Genomic DNA, 15,396 nt, shown 5'->3' with positions numbered 1-15,396 from the left:
CTCTCTTGCATTACTTACAATACAAGCATGTTTGTGGTGAATGGTGAATGGTGAATGGTGAATGGTGAATATTTTGTAGTTTAGTCATTCTAAACAATAGCACCCAGCAATGAGAAAATGCTTTATGCGAGCCCTTAGCTCTGCGTTTTTTGGATATTTTTCTGCGTTATCGATTTCTTGTGTAGCCAGACAAGGATACATCACCACAGCGCTATCTGTACCACTCCCACCCATTAGTTACAACAGCAATCACAAACGTTCAACGGCCACTATCACTTGAATTAATGCTCTTTAGCCAATAGAGATCATTACCAATTTATATTGCATTAGAGCAGCATCTTTTATGCTTTTCATTTATTAACAAAACTATAAGCAATAAAAAACGCAGCCTAAGCTGCGTTTTTTATTGAAAACTCTAATCTCTAGAGCTCTATATCTGCATCAGAAGCTAATCCCTCTGCTTCACCTTCCTCAGGCTTAATCGTAGCTTTAAGTAGTAGCATATCTCTTAATTTCAATTCTATTTCATCAGCGATTGCTGGGTTTTCTTTTAAGAACTTAATAGAGTTTGATTTACCTTGCCCTACTTTATTCCCTTGGTAGCTATACCAAGCGCCTGCTTTTTCAACTAATTTATGTTGAACACCTAAGTCAAGTAGCTCACCATGTTTAGAAATCCCTTCGCCATACATGATAATGAATTCGGCTTGCTTAAATGGTGGTGCTACTTTATTTTTGACAATTTTCACACGGGTTTCGTTACCAACAACTTCATCACCATCTTTAACTGAACCAGTACGGCGAATATCAATACGAACTGATGAGTAAAACTTCAGTGCATTACCACCTGTAGTTGTTTCTGGATTACCAAACATAACACCAATCTTCATACGGATTTGGTTAATGAAGATAACCAGTGTGTTTGAGCGTTTAATATTCGCTGTTAGCTTACGTAATGCTTGAGACATTAAACGTGCTTGCAAGCCAACATGGTGATCACCCATGTCACCTTCGATTTCGGCTTTTGGTGTTAATGCAGCAACCGAGTCAATAATAACGACATCAACAGCACCTGAGCGCACTAACATGTCACAAATCTCTAAGGCTTGTTCGCCGGTATCTGGCTGTGACACTAAAAGATCATTAACATTTACACCGAGCTTTTCAGCATAAAGAGGATCTAAAGCATGCTCGGCATCAACGAAGGCACATGTTTTGCCTTTTTTCTGAGCTTCTGCAATTACTTGAAGTGTAAGAGTTGTTTTACCCGAAGATTCTGGCCCATAAATCTCGACTATACGACCGGCTGGTAATCCGCCTATACCTAACGCAATATCGATTCCAAGAGACCCTGTCGAAATAGACTCAATGTCTAAGGCCTGGCTGTCGCCCAATTTCATGATAGAGCCTTTACCAAATTGACGTTCAATTTGAGATAACGCAGCGCTCAGTGCTTTTTGTTTATTTTCGTTCATGGGATTCTCCGAATCTGTCTAATGCGCTTAATTATACTGTATAGATTAACAGTATCAAGGCAAATTTTTACTTTATTAATTCCACCGCTTTTTTTAAAGAAAAAACAATAGCTTGAGCTCTAACCTCACCTCTTTCACCTCTAAACACTCGATGAAATGAATGTGTTTGTCCTTGAAAATGAATTGCAAACCAAACTGTTCCAACTGGTTTTTCTGGGCTTCCTCCTCCTGGGCCTGCCACACCCGAAACACTAATAGCGACATCAGCTTTTGCCGCCTTGACTGCTCCAGCGGCCATTTCTAATACGGTTTGTTCACTTACTGCACCATATTGGTTAAGCGTTTCAGTACTGACGGCAAGTAAATCTTGCTTGGCTTGATTGCTATAAGTAACAAAACAACGGTCAATATAACGTGAGCTGCCAGGGGTATCTGTTAAGGCATAACTAATCCCACCACCAGTACATGATTCAGCAGTAGTGATCCAAATCTCTTTATCCGATAAAATAGCCCCCAACTCTGCAGCAAGTTGATATATCTCTTGTTGTAATTCCATATTAAGCCTTTGGGTAGTTAAGTTTTTATGTCACTAGATCTGTTTTCTGAGCATACTATAAGCCAACAAACACCGATGATGCAGCAATATCTAAGAATTAAAGCTGAACATCGCGACATCCTGCTCTTTTATCGGATGGGTGATTTTTATGAATTATTTTTTGATGATGCTAAAAAGGCAGCTCAACTTCTTGATATTTCTCAAACACATCGTGGTCGTGCTGGGGGTGAACCAATCCCTATGGCTGGCGTACCTTATCATGCAGTAGAAAATTACTTAGCACGTTTAGTGCAGATGGGTGAGTCTGTCGCTATTTGTGAGCAAGTAGGCGATCCGGCAACCAGTAAAGGGCCCGTTGAGAGAAAAGTGTTAAGGATTGTAACGCCAGGTACGATTTCTGATGAAGCACTTCTCAAAGAACGCCAAGATAATTTCTTGTCTGCTATCTACCAGCATAAAGATGGCCATTTTGGAGTCGCTTACTTAGACATTAACTCAGGCCGTTTTAATTTAGTCGAGGCTACCGATGAAGAAGCCTGTCATTCTATTTTACAACGGATCCAACCAGCGGAACTGCTCTATCCTGAAAACTTTAATGCTCTACATCTTATTGAAGGTTTTAAGGGCGCACGACGTCGTCCTGAGTGGGAATTTGATCTAAATACAGCTACTCACTTATTATGCCAACAATTTGAGACCAAAGATCTAGTCGGTTTTGGCGTACAACAAGCGCAAGCTGGTTTAATTGCAGCAGGCTGTTTAATTCAGTATGTAAAAGATACACAGCGCACCGCACTGCCGCATATCAATGCCCTCACGTTAGAGCAAAACGAACTAAACGTAATTTTGGACGCTGCCACACGAAAAAACCTCGAATTAACAATTAACTTATCAGGTGACATTGATAACACGCTTGCGCAAGTTCTCGATAAAACAGCCACCCCAATGGGCTCTCGATTATTAAAGCGCAGACTCCATACTCCTACGCGTTGTCATGATGAGCTGAACTTCAGGCTCAATGCTATTTCTGACATTATCGATACTGGTTTATTCCACGATTTTTATGACGTACTAAAACAAATTGGCGATATTGAACGTATTGTGGCTCGCTTAGCACTTCGTAGCGCACGTCCGCGTGATTTATCTCGTTTACGAAATGCACTTCAACATTTACACCCGCTACAGACATTATTAGCCGATACGTCAGCTGCCCGCCTGAAGCAAATTCAACAACAATCTGCCGTAATGCCCGAAATACAACAGTTGTTGGAACATGCTGTTATCGATAATCCCCCTGTCTTAATCAGAGATGGTGGCGTCATTGCACCTGGTTATAATGAAGAATTAGATCAATGGCGAGCTTTGAGCCAAGGTGCTACGAATGTTGTAGAAGCTCTTGAGCAACAAGAGCGAGAACGTACAGGAATTGCTACGTTAAAAATAGGTTATAACCGTGTTCATGGTTATTACATTGAAGTCAGCCGTGCTTATGCCGACCAAGTGCCTCCTGAATACGTGCGCCGTCAAACACTCAAAAATAATGAGCGCTACATTATTCCTGAGCTTAAAGAGCATGAGGACAAAGTAATTGGCAGCCAATCGAAAGCCCTGGCACTTGAAAAGAAACTCTATGAACAACTCTTTGATCAACTCTTGCCGCATTTAAAGCAATTTCAAAATATGGCTGCAGGCCTGAGTGAGTTGGATGTATTGAATAATTTTGCTGAGCGTGCAGAAACCCTTAATTATTCACGCCCAACACTATCTAACAATCAAATAATCGATATTAAACAAGGTCGCCACCCTGTTGTTGAGCATGTGATGAGTGAACCTTTTATTGCCAATCCGATCAATTTATCTCCTGAGCGTAAAATGCTCATTATTACAGGGCCAAATATGGGGGGTAAATCGACTTATATGCGCCAAACAGCACTTATCGTGCTCATGGCCCATGTTGGCTGCTTTGTTCCAGCCACCTGCGCAGAAATTGGATTAGTTGACCGAATTTTTACGCGAATTGGAGCTAGTGATGATCTGGCATCTGGGCGTTCAACATTTATGGTCGAGATGACAGAAACGGCAAATATTTTAAATAATGCCACTGAACATTCTTTAGTGCTGATGGACGAAATAGGCAGAGGAACAAGTACTTATGATGGGTTATCACTCGCATGGGCTACAGCAGAATATTTGGCTCATCAAATTAATGCTAAAACTCTTTTTGCAACGCATTATTTCGAATTGACGGAGCTGGCCGATCAAGTCTCAGGTCTCGTTAATGTTCATTTAGATGCCATCGAGCACAACGATACAATCGCCTTTAAACATACGGTTTTAGATGGTCCTGCCAGTAAAAGCTTTGGCTTACAAGTTGCGGCGCTTGCTGGGGTTCCTAAATCAGTGATCATGCAAGCAAAAAGAAAGTTGTTAATGCTAGAAAACCATCAAGCATTGAGTTCCTCCTCGCAATTAGAGTTACTTGAAACGGTGAATCCTCTCCCACAACCCTCTTTACTAGAAGTGCAACTTGATGAAATAAATCCAGATGAATTAACCCCTAAACAAGCATTAGAGTTAATTTATGCACTAAAAAGCATAGCTAAAAATAACTCATAATAACTGCACAGGTGCATTTAAAATAACGCCAACTACGAGTTAGGATTTTGTGCACTTTTGAGCAAGGAAGAAAAAAGCCGCTAATCGCGGCCTTTTTGTTGAGGTTTATTGGAAGAGTGATTCAATATTTAACCCCTGATGCATCAATATCTCTTTTAAGCGACGAAGCGCTTCAACTTGAATTTGTCTGACTCGCTCCCGAGTTAGGCCTATTTCTTTACCTACATCTTCAAGGGTTGATGGTTCATAACCGAGTAAACCAAAGCGACGCGCTAGGACTTCTCGTTGTTTAGCATTTAGCTCTTCTAACCAATGAACGATATTATCTTTAATATCATCATCTTGGATGCACATTTCTGGGCCACCACCTTTTTCATCGGCAATGATATCCAGTAATGCTTTTTCAGAGTCCCCACCTATTGGCGTATCGACTGAGGTAATCTTTTCATTAAGTCGAAGCATTTTGGTGACATCTTCAACTGGACGGTCTAACTTTTCTGCGATTTCTTCTGCTGTAGGCTCATGATCTAACTTTTGTGTTAACTCACGGGCTGTACGTAAATAAACATTTAGTTCTTTTACAACATGGATAGGTAAACGAATGGTGCGCGTTTGATTCATGATGGCTCGTTCAATCGTTTGACGGATCCACCAAGTAGCATATGTTGAAAAACGAAAACCTCGTTCTGGATCAAACTTTTCAACAGCTCGGATTAAACCTAAGTTCCCTTCTTCGATTAAATCGAGTAAGGCCAAACCACGATTGTTGTAACGACGAGCAATTTTAACCACTAATCTTAAGTTACTTTCAATCATGCGTTTTCTTGAGGCTTCACAACCTTTAAGTGATTTGCGAGAAAAGTAGACTTCCTCTTCAGCACTGAGTAATGGTGAAAAACCAATCTCACCAAGGTACAGCTGTGTCGCATCTAAATTCTTTGCAACAGCCTCTTTGGCGATAATTTCTTCTTCAACTTCATCAACATCCTCGACATCTTCAACCTCATCGAGCATCTCTTCTTGAATATCATCATCCATCACATTTGCCACTTTGCTTTCCATAGCATTCTCCGTAACGGTTTCATGTTTTACTGTGCGAACCATAAGCATTCTCCCGAGCTAAGTTAAGTAACGTACAACATTACTGTTCCAACACGATTTGCGCCCCTAATGCTTAGGCAAATACTTCACAGGATTAACTGATTTTCCTCGAAAACGGATTTCAAACCTCAATCCTATCGATGTTTCATCAGTACGACCCATCTCTGCGATCTTTTGCCCTACTTTTACATCCTGTTTTTCTTTAACTAACAATTTATCATTGTGGGCATAGGCACTAAGGTAATCATCGTTATGTTTCACTATGATTAAATTGCCATATCCTCTTAATGCGTTTCCTGCATATACAACCGTACCATTGGCAGCAGCTGTAACTGCGGTGTTAGCTTTATTTATTATATATATTCCTTTGTAGCCGTTGTCTTTATTAGAAAAAGTACGTGATACTGTTCCTTTGACTGGCCACTGCCACACTATTTTATCGGCAGCTTGCTTAATATCTGTAGCTTGCTTTTTAGTGGTGTGTTTTTGACCATACTCCCGTTGTTTTGGCTGATCAAGCTGTTTTTTTGATTTTTTGTAATTTTTTTGTTGCGAAATTGTAGGCTTATTAGTTTGTTTTGGGTAACTTGACGCCTTTTTCTTTTTTTGCGTGTTTGCTCTAAAGTGCAATAATTGCCCAGGGAAAATCGTGTAGGGGGCTTGTATATTGTTGACTTGAGCTAACTCCCTAAAATCCATATCTGCGCGAAAAGCAATTGAATAAAGTGTTTCGCCTCGCTTTACTTTATAACCAGAACTTAGTTGTTGAATTTTTTGTTGCGAAGAGGTCTTACCTGAAGATAGATTGGTAACAGGAGCCGGTGTTGTGCGGGCAGTACATCCCCACAACACAGTGCAAAAAAGAATAAAGCTTAATTTTAAGTACCGATGGCTCACATTACCTTCCAGTTTTTAGCGGTAAATGAGGTAGGCCGCAACTGCAAGCAAAACAACCCCCCAACCCATCCACTCGACATAATCGCGAAGCTTAGCTTCCATTTTAGCTCCACCCCACTTCATTAATGCCGCCACTAAGAAAAATCGAGCACCACGACCAATCACGGATGCAAGTAAAAAAGGTAAAAATGCCATTTGCATCACACCCGCTCCCAAAGTAAAAACTTTATAGGGGATTGGCGAAAAGCCAGCTAAAAAGACCACCCATACGCCATAACTTTCAAACCATGTGAGCGCATGATCAAACTTATCTTGATAACCGAAATCAGTAATGATGGGCTGTACAAATGAATCAAACAAGAGGTAACCCAATAAATACCCAATCACACCTCCAAGTGTTGACGCTAAAGTCGTATACAGTGCATAAACCCATGCCTTTTCAGGTTTGGCTAGCGCCATAGGTGCCAACATCACATCCGGTGGGATGGGGAAAAAAACAGATTCAGCAAAGCTCATCCCTGATAAATAACGTACAGCATGACGATGACGCGCCCACTTAAGTGCCATGTCATATAACTTAGTAAATAGTTTCAAAAGAACTCCATAATAATTAAACTATTAAATGCATTGTATCCTATTCAATTTCGCCATTAATTAACGGTACAAATCGAACATTTTCAATACGTTGTTGTGTAAAATGCGCGCCTTTTCGCTGAAATATCATCAATTGTTGATCTTCAACACCAATAGGAGCGATTAAAACGCCATTATCAGCCAGTTGGGCTAACAAGGCTTCAGGGACGGTCACTGCAGCAGCTGTAACAATGATGCCATCAAACGGAGCTTTCGACTGCCAACCTTGCCAACCATCACCATGCTTCATGGAGACGTTGTAAAGATCTAAACTTTGCAAGCGTCGCTTGGCTTGCCATTGCAATGATTTGATTCGTTCAACAGAATACACTTGGTTAAAAAGCTGCGCTAAAATAGCACTTTGATAACCAGAGCCTGTACCTATCTCAAGTACCTTATCAGTAACTCCTAATTCAAGTAATAACTGAGTCATTTTGGCCACTATGTAGGGCTGAGAAATTGTTTGCCCAAGCCCAATTGGTAATGCTGTATTTTGGTACGCTTTGTGTTGCAACACATCGCCAACGAATAAATGTCGTGGTGTATTCGCAATACTTGCCAACACACCTGAGTGACTAATTCCTTCTTGCTTGAGCTTATCAGCCAATAACTGAGCACTACGACTGTAATTAGCGAGCACGATTGAACTCCAAACTGGCCACCCAATCACGCATTTTTTCTAAGCTCTCTTTAGCTGTCATGTCAACGGTCAGGGGGGTAACCGAAGCATAACCCTGATTAACAGCATAAAAATCAGTACCAGGACCGGCATCCGCTTCAGCACCTAATGTGCCATACCAATATATATCTTTGCCCCACGGATCACGTTGTTTTGTCATCGTCTCTGCTTTATGACGAGAACCTAACCGTGTGACTTGAATCCCTTTTAGCTCATCTAAAGGAATGTCAGGTACGTTAATATTGATAATTTGATCTTGTGGTAAAGGGTGTGAGCTTAGTTGAGTGATAATATTAACGGCGACCGCTGCAGCTGTTTCATAGTGTTTTTCGTTTTTAGAGCACAAAGATACCGCAACAGCAGGTAGTCCCATATGACGCCCTTCGGTGGCCGCCGCAACAGTGCCAGAATATAAGGTATCATCACCTAAATTAGCACCATTGTTGATCCCAGCTACAACAAGATCAGGTAGTTCATCCATTAACTCATTTAATCCGAGTTGAACGCAATCTGTCGGAGTGCCATTGATTGAAATAAAGCCGTTTTCTAGCTTAGTCGCACGTAAAGGGTTCAGAAGTGTTAATGAGTTACTGGCGCCACTACAATTGCGATCTGGGGCAACTAAAGTCACCGATGCGATTTCACTCAGCGCTTGATACAACACAGTAATCCCTTTGGCAGTCACACCATCATCGTTACTTAACAATATTTTCATGCCGGATCCTTTTGTTCTTTATTCGTGGGTGAAACATCTTGATATAACACCAGTTCTCGCAATAAAGCGGTGGCAAAACACCCTTTAGCTAAGCTAAATTCAATCACTAACGTCTGTTTATCTTCTTCTTTGATTGATAAATTTTGCGGAATTAAGCGAATTAAACGACGTTCTGTTTTTAAACCAAGCGCTACCAGCCCATCTCGCCAACTTTGGTAATCACTAAGCCATAGTAACTCTTGTGTGGTCAATGCAGCGTCACCTTTACCAATCATAGGGGCTGATAGGGCAATATCTCCCGCCGCTAAACGATCAAGGTTCGCACTATTGATAGGCTCTTTAAAAAAAGCATTACTGCCATCGAGTAAAAATACTTCTTCATGCATGGTTTTAGCTAAACCGTGCTCTTTTACTCTTAAGCTGACAAATTGATTAAAAACATACGAACGCGCTGCTGAAATAACTAAACCACGTAACTTTTTATCTCGGATACGCTCACCAGCGAACATACGTTTCGCCATTTCTAGATTATGCCCATCTCGGCCAAACCGTTGCTCACCAAAATAATTCGGCACCCCACTACGAAGCGCATTGATACGGCAAAAAACATCTAAAGGCTGACTTACATTGCGCAGTCTAATCGTAAACTTATTGGCTTTATGGCAGCCAGTTCGTAATTTTCGCCCATGACGAACCTGTTGAACGATAAAGATGGTGTCACTATTAAGTTCACTAAAGTCGATATGTTTTTTTATCGGCACCGGAACACTAAACCACTGCGTGCAAACACCATGGCGATCTTTCAGACCGGCATAACTCACATCTCGGGGGTTAACGCCTGCATGATTCGCGATAAGTTTGGCGATAAATTGCGTATTTTCGCCTTTTTTAACAACTTGTAAGCAAACATGCTCGCCTTCACCTGAGAGCTCAAAACCAAGCACCTCATCAACCATAAAATCTTCTGGTTGCGCTTTAAAATCAGCGGTTGATAAGGGTTTGCCATAAAGGTAATTCAACTCACTCATGTAAGTTTGCTCATTATGACCACAGCATGAGACGAAATACCTTCTTTTCGCCCTTCAAAGCCTAGCTTTTCTGTTGTCGTTGCTTTTACATTAACTTGACTGATATCAGCTTGAAGATCTTGCGCTAAAATGGCGCGCATTTTTTCGATATGAGGTAACATTTTGGGGGCTTGCGCAACAATCGTAATATCTGCATTGCCCAATTGATAACCGCGTTCTGAGGCTAACGACACCACATGGCGTAACAAAATTCGGCTGTCGATATTTTCAAATTCTGCCGCTGTATCAGGAAAATGCTTACCAATATCACCCAAAGCCAACGATCCCAAAATGGCATCACATAATGCGTGGATCGCAACATCCCCATCAGAATGGGCTAAAAAACCTTGTGGATACTCTATCTTTACGCCACCTATCGTCAGTGGGCCCTGCCCACCAAATTTATGTACATCAAAACCATGACCAATGCGGATCATTTTTTCTCCAAATCTTTTGAATTGGTTAAATAAAACTCGGCTAGCGTTAAATCTTCAGGGGTGGTAATTTTTATATTATCTGACCGACCAGCAACAAGCATGACAGCATGACCACTGAACTCCATAGCTGAAGCCTCATCAGTAATCACTGCGCCTTGTTTTGCGCCCAAAAGAAGCGCTTGATAAAGTTCATCAGGTTTAAACATTTGCGGAGTTAATGCTTGCCATAAATCATCACGGGGAACCGTTTCTTTAATGCTCGTGCCACCGCGCTTAATGGTATCTTTTACTTTGCTCGCCAATATACCCCCCTGATTATGAGAGATACATTGAGTGATCAAATGCTCAATATCATCAACTTGAACCAATGGGCGAGCCGCATCATGAACCAAGATCCAATCAAACGCTTGCTCTTTGAGATAAGTTAATGCATTAAAGACTGAGTCAGCGCGCTCTTTGCCGCCAAGCACTTGAGAAAACCGTGTCGGTTCAAGTTGAATATTACTAAACCAGATATCATCAGGACTGATTGCGACACAGATATGGTCAATCCCTTTTACACTCGCTAAGCGTGTTAAGGTGTGTTCTAAAATAGTTTTATGATTAATCGTTAAATACTGCTTTGGAATCGCCGATTGCATACGACTGCCAATTCCCGCCGCAGGCACAATAGCGGCTATTTTTATTGGTTTCATTGTTTTCGTTTACCTGGTAATACACGGTAAAAAGTTTCGCCTGGTTTAATTAATCCAAGCTCATTACGTGCTCGCTCTTCAATGCCATCCAGACCTATTTTTAAATCATCAACATCGGCTTTTAATAACTTATTACGCTTCAATAAATCTTCATTTACTTGTTGATGCTCGTTCACTGCGAGTTTCAAACGGGTATAGTCTTTCACACCATTATGGCCAAACCATAACTTGTATTGAATAAATACCAATAGGCATATTAGAGCCAGTTGAAAAAGACGCATTCTCTCTCCATTTTATCGTCTATTGGTGATAAGAGGCTGGGCAAAGTTTTGCCAGTTTATATTGGCCGCCAATAACATTTCTCGTAACGATAATCGCCTTGGTGAGGTACGTTTACCTTGCAACCAACCATGGCCACAGCATGCTGAAGTCATCATCGCTTTCGTCGGTTTACAAAGCGCTCTTTGTGCCGAATCAAGGCTTGGTCCTGAAAATAAAAACCAGCCATGCTCATTACAATGAACTGTCTTGCCACTTACCTCGTCGATACAGTCAAGTTTGATAATTTCCAGTTCATCTAAATGCAATTTAATTGGCACTATTAAACCCACCTTTGCATGTTGAGTGAAGTAAATATCTGTTTTAGTATCAGCGTTTGGTATCTTGGCCGCTTGTTTTGCAATCCAGCTCCCATTTTGACTATCGAGTTGTAATGGGTTGTTACCAGAAATAATATGCCCGGCAGCACGCTCAATGTAATAAGGTAAACTCGCCAGAATCCGACATAAGCGAGTATTATTTTCTTCTTTGCTTAATCTTAAAATCTCACGCGCATAAAACGCATTACACAATTCAGCATGCAAACGATGTTTTTCTGCATCTTGCCATAAGTCAGGCTGCTGATTGGACTGATTAAACAAAGCATTTCCTCTTAAATTTCATCGCTGTGTTTTTATACCATAGCAGAATTAAGAGGGAAAACTTTTGTCTAATAAATCACCTTGCTTACTGTGGCGGCTTTTGACCTAGCTTAACTTGTCCTGTGGCCATAAATTGAGCAACTTGCTGACGTTTTTTGCCAAGCAAAATCACCCCATCACTCATAAATAAGAAGTTCTGCCAACAACGCTTAAAGACATCCCAACGTGTTTCAATCACATTGCCTCGTGATAGGCAAAAATACACAACAGTATTGTTATCCCAATCTAAGTGTGCGAGCAGCTCAGCCGGTAAATGTATTTCTTCATTTTCCCACGCTTTTTCCCAATCAACACTTTGTGACCAGCTCCCCTTTTGGCCAGGCCAGTCTTTGTCTGTAAAAAAATCAGGATGGTCGTTCTCATTACTGATAAACGTACACCACACATTTGCGGCACGCGCTTCTGTCATAGGTTTGATCAATGCCAAATCTTCAGGCGTAATCGGTAAATCTTTATGTCGAAATACCCAGGCTTGTTTGTATTGCTCTAAAGGGATGTAATTCATATTGTCTCAATGTCGGGCTTTTTTTGCCTAATTAAGCACAGTATAACCTAGCAAGGTCTTGCTTTTATAGCCACAAACGACTAGAAATGCCTGTTTCAAACTCATAATTTTTCTAAGGAGTACTTAATGACAATTACCAAAGGAATTTACCAGCATTATAAGGGCCCTAAATATCAAGTATTGTCGGTTGCTACGCATAGCGAAACTCAAGAAGCTTTGGTGATTTACAAAGCGCTATATGGTGACTTTGGGATCTGGGCACGGCCTCTCGACATGTTCATGGAAACCGTTGACTTTGATGGTCAGCAACGTCAACGCTTCACACTTATTGAACCGCTAGAAGCCGCGATATAACCTACATTTTTTGACAATTTCCTACATAGTTCTGCAAGAAGCTTACAATCGCGAGTTCTATACTGACTAAAACGTCAGGAGAACCATTATGAAACCGATTATTAGCTTACTTGCCATCACATTATTTGCCGGTTGCACTTCATCAGGAATCGACAGAAACGATACTGATACCATCATTAAACAGTACTACGCCAAAGTTGATAATATTGCGCATGTCACTTTAGCATCACAAACACAATCAGCGATGGCTATCGGTGGCGCAGCAGGTGTCATTGAAAATCTCGACGGCAACCATGAAGATATGATAGCGGGCGCTTTTGTAGGAGCGTTATTTTCAGGGCTTGTGATGTCGATTGTTGAAGGCAGCGATCAGGCCTATCAATACCATTTAACTGCCGAAAATGAACACAGTTTTTCGATTGTACGTGACAACAACAGCATCAAACCCGGCCAATGTGTCCTTGTCCGTGAAGCATATAAAGTGACAATCAACGCTGCTGATAATCAACACTGTCAGTTTAAACCTCAGCCAATAGGACATGCGATTTAACGATGACAAATATTGGTATTTGCTTGCGCTTATGGGAAGATAGACTCATCTGACCATTAAATAAGTTGAACGATATGTCTTTTAAAGGGACTGATTCTTATATCGCAAGCGAGCCATTAACGTTAGCGGTCAATGCCGCCATCATGCTAGAAAAACCTCTTTTAATTAAAGGTGAACCCGGTACAGGCAAAACCTTACTTGCAGAAGAGCTAGCTAAAGCACTCGACACAGAACTTATCCAATGGCACATCAAGTCAACAACTAAAGCGCAGCAAGGTTTATATGAATACGATGCTGTCTCTCGCCTCAGAGATAGCCAATTAGGCGACGCTAAAGTTCATGACATTAGCAACTACATTATAAAAGGCAAAATGTGGCAGGCCTTTAGTGCACAAAAACGGCCTGTATTGTTGATTGACGAAATCGATAAAGCTGACATTGAATTCCCAAATGACTTATTGCTAGAGCTCGATAAAATGGAGTTTCATGTCTATGAAACCGGTGAGCGAATAAAAGCAGTTCAGCGTCCTATAGTGATTATCACATCAAATAATGAAAAAGAACTGCCTGATGCCTTTTTAAGACGCTGCTTTTTTCATTACATCAACTTCCCAGACGCACAACAAATGCAGCAAATCATCGATGTGCACCACCCAGATATTAAACAAAGCTTAGTCACAAGCGCCCTTGAAGTCTTTTTTGATCTTCGTGATGTTCCCGGCCTTAAGAAAAAACCTTCAACCAGTGAATTACTCGATTGGCTTAAATTATTGATGGCAGACGATATCGATGCCAAAACTTTGCAAGACAAAAACCATCATGGCGGTTTGATGCCCATGTTCGGTGCGTTACTCAAAAATGAACAAGATATTAGCTTGCTCGAAAAGTTAGCCTTTATGACTAAGAATCGCTGAGGCCATTGATGTTAATTTCATTTTTTCTCAAATTAAAAGATTATCAACTCACCGTAAGCATGCGCGAACTACTCGATTTAATTCATGCTTTAGAAAAGGGCGTTGTATTTGCCAATATTGATGATTTTTATCACCTCTCTCGCACTATTTTGATTAAAGATGAAACTCAATTTGATCGTTTTGACCAGGCATTTGCTGATTACTTTGAAGGAGTCACTGAACTTGACGTCATTGACTTACTCGAACAACAACACGCATTGCCAGCTGACTGGCTAAAAAAAGAGTTTGAAAAACATCTCTCTCAAGAGCAAAAAGAGCAAATAAAAGCACTTGGCGGCCTTGAACAATTAATGGATACACTAAAGCAACGCCTTAAAGAGCAACAAAAAAGGCATGCTGGCGGGAACAAGTGGATTGGAACCGGCGGTACCTCACCTTTTGGTGCTTATGGTTATAACCCTGAAGGGATCCGCATTGGTCAAGCAGGCAACCAGCACCGACAAGCTGTCAAAGTGTGGGATAAACGAGAATTTAAAAACTTTGACAGCCAAGCCGTCATTAGCTCACGCACGATCAAATTAGCACTAAAGAAGTTGAGAAAATTCGCCCGCTCTGGTGCATCACAACAGCTCGATTTAAATAACACCATCAGTGCGACAGCCAAACAAGGCGGAGTGCTGGATGTGAAAATGCAACCGGAACGGCATAATGCAGTTAAAGTACTGATGTTTTTCGACATTGGTGGCTCAATGGATGATTATATTCATACCTGCGAAGAGTTATTCAGTGCCGCTCAAACAGAGTTCAAACATTTAGAGTTTTATTATTTTCATAACTGTTTGTATGAAAATGTGTGGCGAGATAATGTTCGCCGCCGTCAAGAAACACAGAATACCATCGATTTAATCAATCGCTTTGGTAAAGATTACAAAGTTATCTTTGTTGGCGATGCGACGATGGGACCGTATGAAATCAGTTATCCCGGAGGAAGCGTCGAACATTGGAACCAAGAAGCTGGAAGCGTGTGGTTAAAACGCATCACAGATCATTTTGACAACGTAGTATGGCTTAACCCACAACCGCAAGAACATTGGCCTTATTACCATTCCATAGGCATGATCCAACAATTAATGAATCATAAAATGTACCCACTTACGTTAGATGGCATCTCTGCAGCAATCAAAGCGCTTTAAGCTCGCATACCCACACTGATTTTATGGAT

At 41.1% G+C, this 15,396-nt stretch carries 18 protein-coding genes; 5 read left to right on the top strand and 13 right to left on the bottom strand.

Annotation, left to right across the window (positions count from 1 at the left end):
• Positions 1 to 422: 422 nt before the first annotated feature.
• Positions 423 to 1,475 carry a recombinase RecA gene (recA, locus tag PULV_RS17510; protein WP_086744410.1) on the bottom strand — a complete coding sequence of 351 codons (1,053 nt, stop codon included), beginning with the start codon at positions 1,473 to 1,475 and terminating at the stop codon, positions 423 to 425.
• Positions 1,476 to 1,542: 67 nt separating this feature from the next.
• Positions 1,543 to 2,031 (bottom strand): CinA family protein, encoded by a 489-nt coding sequence (locus PULV_RS17505; RefSeq protein WP_086744409.1) that lies wholly within the window; start codon positions 2,029 to 2,031, stop codon positions 1,543 to 1,545.
• A 27-nt stretch (positions 2,032 to 2,058) separates the two neighbouring features.
• On the opposite strand from PULV_RS17505, the gene mutS reads away from it, so the two are divergent.
• The gene (gene mutS / locus PULV_RS17500; RefSeq protein ID WP_193332366.1) at positions 2,059 to 4,647 is read left to right on the top strand and encodes a DNA mismatch repair protein MutS; all 2,589 of its coding nucleotides are present in this window, start codon (positions 2,059 to 2,061) and stop codon (positions 4,645 to 4,647) included.
• Positions 4,648 to 4,752: 105 nt separating this feature from the next.
• Here the strand turns inward: mutS and rpoS are convergent, their stop codons facing one another.
• The 11 genes from rpoS to PULV_RS17445 form a co-directional block, all read right to left on the bottom strand.
• On the bottom strand, positions 4,753 to 5,709 hold the full coding sequence (rpoS, locus tag PULV_RS17495; RefSeq protein ID WP_086744502.1) for an RNA polymerase sigma factor RpoS: 957 nt from the start codon (positions 5,707 to 5,709) through the stop codon (positions 4,753 to 4,755).
• 105 nt (positions 5,710 to 5,814) lie between these two features.
• Entirely contained in the window at positions 5,815 to 6,645 is an 831-nt protein-coding gene (locus tag PULV_RS17490) for a peptidoglycan DD-metalloendopeptidase family protein (protein ID WP_193332365.1), read from the bottom strand.
• Between the two features lie 15 nt (positions 6,646 to 6,660).
• The gene (locus PULV_RS17485) at positions 6,661 to 7,239 is read right to left on the bottom strand and encodes a YqaA family protein (protein ID WP_086744406.1); all 579 of its coding nucleotides are present in this window, start codon (positions 7,237 to 7,239) and stop codon (positions 6,661 to 6,663) included.
• A 40-nt stretch (positions 7,240 to 7,279) separates the two neighbouring features.
• Entirely contained in the window at positions 7,280 to 7,918 is a 639-nt protein-coding gene (locus PULV_RS17480; RefSeq protein WP_086744405.1) for a protein-L-isoaspartate(D-aspartate) O-methyltransferase, read from the bottom strand.
• A complete protein-coding gene (gene surE, locus PULV_RS17475) occupies positions 7,908 to 8,672 on the bottom strand; it encodes a 5'/3'-nucleotidase SurE (protein WP_086744404.1) in 765 nt (254 codons plus the stop codon). The genes PULV_RS17480 and surE overlap by 11 nt, the downstream gene beginning before the upstream one ends.
• Positions 8,669 to 9,700, bottom strand: a complete 1,032-nt coding sequence (truD, locus tag PULV_RS17470; RefSeq protein ID WP_193332364.1) for a tRNA pseudouridine(13) synthase TruD — start codon at positions 9,698 to 9,700, stop codon at positions 8,669 to 8,671. The genes surE and truD overlap by 4 nt, the downstream gene beginning before the upstream one ends.
• The gene (gene ispF / locus PULV_RS17465) at positions 9,697 to 10,176 is read right to left on the bottom strand and encodes a 2-C-methyl-D-erythritol 2,4-cyclodiphosphate synthase (RefSeq protein WP_086744402.1); all 480 of its coding nucleotides are present in this window, start codon (positions 10,174 to 10,176) and stop codon (positions 9,697 to 9,699) included. The genes truD and ispF overlap by 4 nt, the downstream gene beginning before the upstream one ends.
• The gene (gene ispD / locus PULV_RS17460; protein WP_193332363.1) at positions 10,173 to 10,871 is read right to left on the bottom strand and encodes a 2-C-methyl-D-erythritol 4-phosphate cytidylyltransferase; all 699 of its coding nucleotides are present in this window, start codon (positions 10,869 to 10,871) and stop codon (positions 10,173 to 10,175) included. The genes ispF and ispD overlap by 4 nt, the downstream gene beginning before the upstream one ends.
• Positions 10,868 to 11,152 carry a cell division protein FtsB gene (gene ftsB, locus PULV_RS17455; protein ID WP_086744400.1) on the bottom strand — a complete coding sequence of 95 codons (285 nt, stop codon included), beginning with the start codon at positions 11,150 to 11,152 and terminating at the stop codon, positions 10,868 to 10,870. Before ftsB ends, ispD begins: the two co-directional genes overlap by 4 nt.
• A gap of 12 nt (positions 11,153 to 11,164) precedes the next feature.
• Positions 11,165 to 11,791, bottom strand: a complete 627-nt coding sequence (locus PULV_RS17450) for a hypothetical protein (protein ID WP_193332362.1) — start codon at positions 11,789 to 11,791, stop codon at positions 11,165 to 11,167.
• Positions 11,792 to 11,876: 85 nt separating this feature from the next.
• Positions 11,877 to 12,356: a DUF2947 domain-containing protein gene (locus PULV_RS17445; RefSeq protein WP_086744398.1), complete on the bottom strand. Its 480-nt coding sequence runs from the start codon at positions 12,354 to 12,356 to the stop codon at positions 11,877 to 11,879.
• 126 nt (positions 12,357 to 12,482) lie between these two features.
• On the opposite strand from PULV_RS17445, the gene PULV_RS17440 reads away from it, so the two are divergent.
• The 4 genes from PULV_RS17440 to PULV_RS17425 all read left to right on the top strand — a co-directional run bounded on the left by PULV_RS17440 (position 12,483) and on the right by PULV_RS17425 (position 15,367).
• Positions 12,483 to 12,710: a DUF1653 domain-containing protein gene (locus PULV_RS17440; protein WP_193332361.1), complete on the top strand. Its 228-nt coding sequence runs from the start codon at positions 12,483 to 12,485 to the stop codon at positions 12,708 to 12,710.
• An 88-nt stretch (positions 12,711 to 12,798) separates the two neighbouring features.
• Positions 12,799 to 13,260: a hypothetical protein gene (locus tag PULV_RS17435; protein WP_193332360.1), complete on the top strand. Its 462-nt coding sequence runs from the start codon at positions 12,799 to 12,801 to the stop codon at positions 13,258 to 13,260.
• Between the two features lie 74 nt (positions 13,261 to 13,334).
• Entirely contained in the window at positions 13,335 to 14,174 is an 840-nt protein-coding gene (locus PULV_RS17430) for an AAA family ATPase (RefSeq protein WP_086744395.1), read from the top strand.
• Positions 14,175 to 14,182: 8 nt separating this feature from the next.
• A complete protein-coding gene (locus PULV_RS17425; RefSeq protein ID WP_193332359.1) occupies positions 14,183 to 15,367 on the top strand; it encodes a vWA domain-containing protein in 1,185 nt (394 codons plus the stop codon).
• Positions 15,368 to 15,396: the final 29 nt, after the last annotated feature.

It is taken from the genome of Pseudoalteromonas ulvae UL12 (assembly GCF_014925405.1).
In the GTDB taxonomy this organism is placed as follows: domain Bacteria; phylum Pseudomonadota; class Gammaproteobacteria; order Enterobacterales; family Alteromonadaceae; genus Pseudoalteromonas; species Pseudoalteromonas ulvae.
This window is presented reverse-complemented; position numbering and strand designations above follow the sequence as displayed.

Excerpts from the sequence above, each read along its gene's own strand:
- recA (WP_086744410.1), bottom strand. The coding sequence starts at position 1,475 with ATGAACGAAAATAAACAAAAAGCACTGAGCGCTGCGTTATCTCAAATT.
- PULV_RS17505 (WP_086744409.1), bottom strand. The coding sequence starts at position 2,031 with ATGGAATTACAACAAGAGATATATCAACTTGCTGCAGAGTTGGGGGCT.
- mutS (WP_193332366.1), top strand. The coding sequence starts at position 2,059 with ATGTCACTAGATCTGTTTTCTGAGCATACTATAAGCCAACAAACACCG.
- rpoS (WP_086744502.1), bottom strand. The coding sequence starts at position 5,709 with ATGGAAAGCAAAGTGGCAAATGTGATGGATGATGATATTCAAGAAGAG.
- surE (WP_086744404.1), bottom strand. The coding sequence starts at position 8,672 with ATGAAAATATTGTTAAGTAACGATGATGGTGTGACTGCCAAAGGGATT.
- truD (WP_193332364.1), bottom strand. The coding sequence starts at position 9,700 with ATGAGTGAGTTGAATTACCTTTATGGCAAACCCTTATCAACCGCTGAT.
- ispF (WP_086744402.1), bottom strand. The coding sequence starts at position 10,176 with ATGATCCGCATTGGTCATGGTTTTGATGTACATAAATTTGGTGGGCAG.
- ispD (WP_193332363.1), bottom strand. The coding sequence starts at position 10,871 with ATGAAACCAATAAAAATAGCCGCTATTGTGCCTGCGGCGGGAATTGGC.
- ftsB (WP_086744400.1), bottom strand. The coding sequence starts at position 11,152 with ATGCGTCTTTTTCAACTGGCTCTAATATGCCTATTGGTATTTATTCAA.
- PULV_RS17445 (WP_086744398.1), bottom strand. The coding sequence starts at position 12,356 with ATGAATTACATCCCTTTAGAGCAATACAAACAAGCCTGGGTATTTCGA.
- PULV_RS17440 (WP_193332361.1), top strand. The coding sequence starts at position 12,483 with ATGACAATTACCAAAGGAATTTACCAGCATTATAAGGGCCCTAAATAT.
- PULV_RS17435 (WP_193332360.1), top strand. The coding sequence starts at position 12,799 with ATGAAACCGATTATTAGCTTACTTGCCATCACATTATTTGCCGGTTGC.
- PULV_RS17430 (WP_086744395.1), top strand. The coding sequence starts at position 13,335 with ATGTCTTTTAAAGGGACTGATTCTTATATCGCAAGCGAGCCATTAACG.
- PULV_RS17425 (WP_193332359.1), top strand. The coding sequence starts at position 14,183 with ATGTTAATTTCATTTTTTCTCAAATTAAAAGATTATCAACTCACCGTA.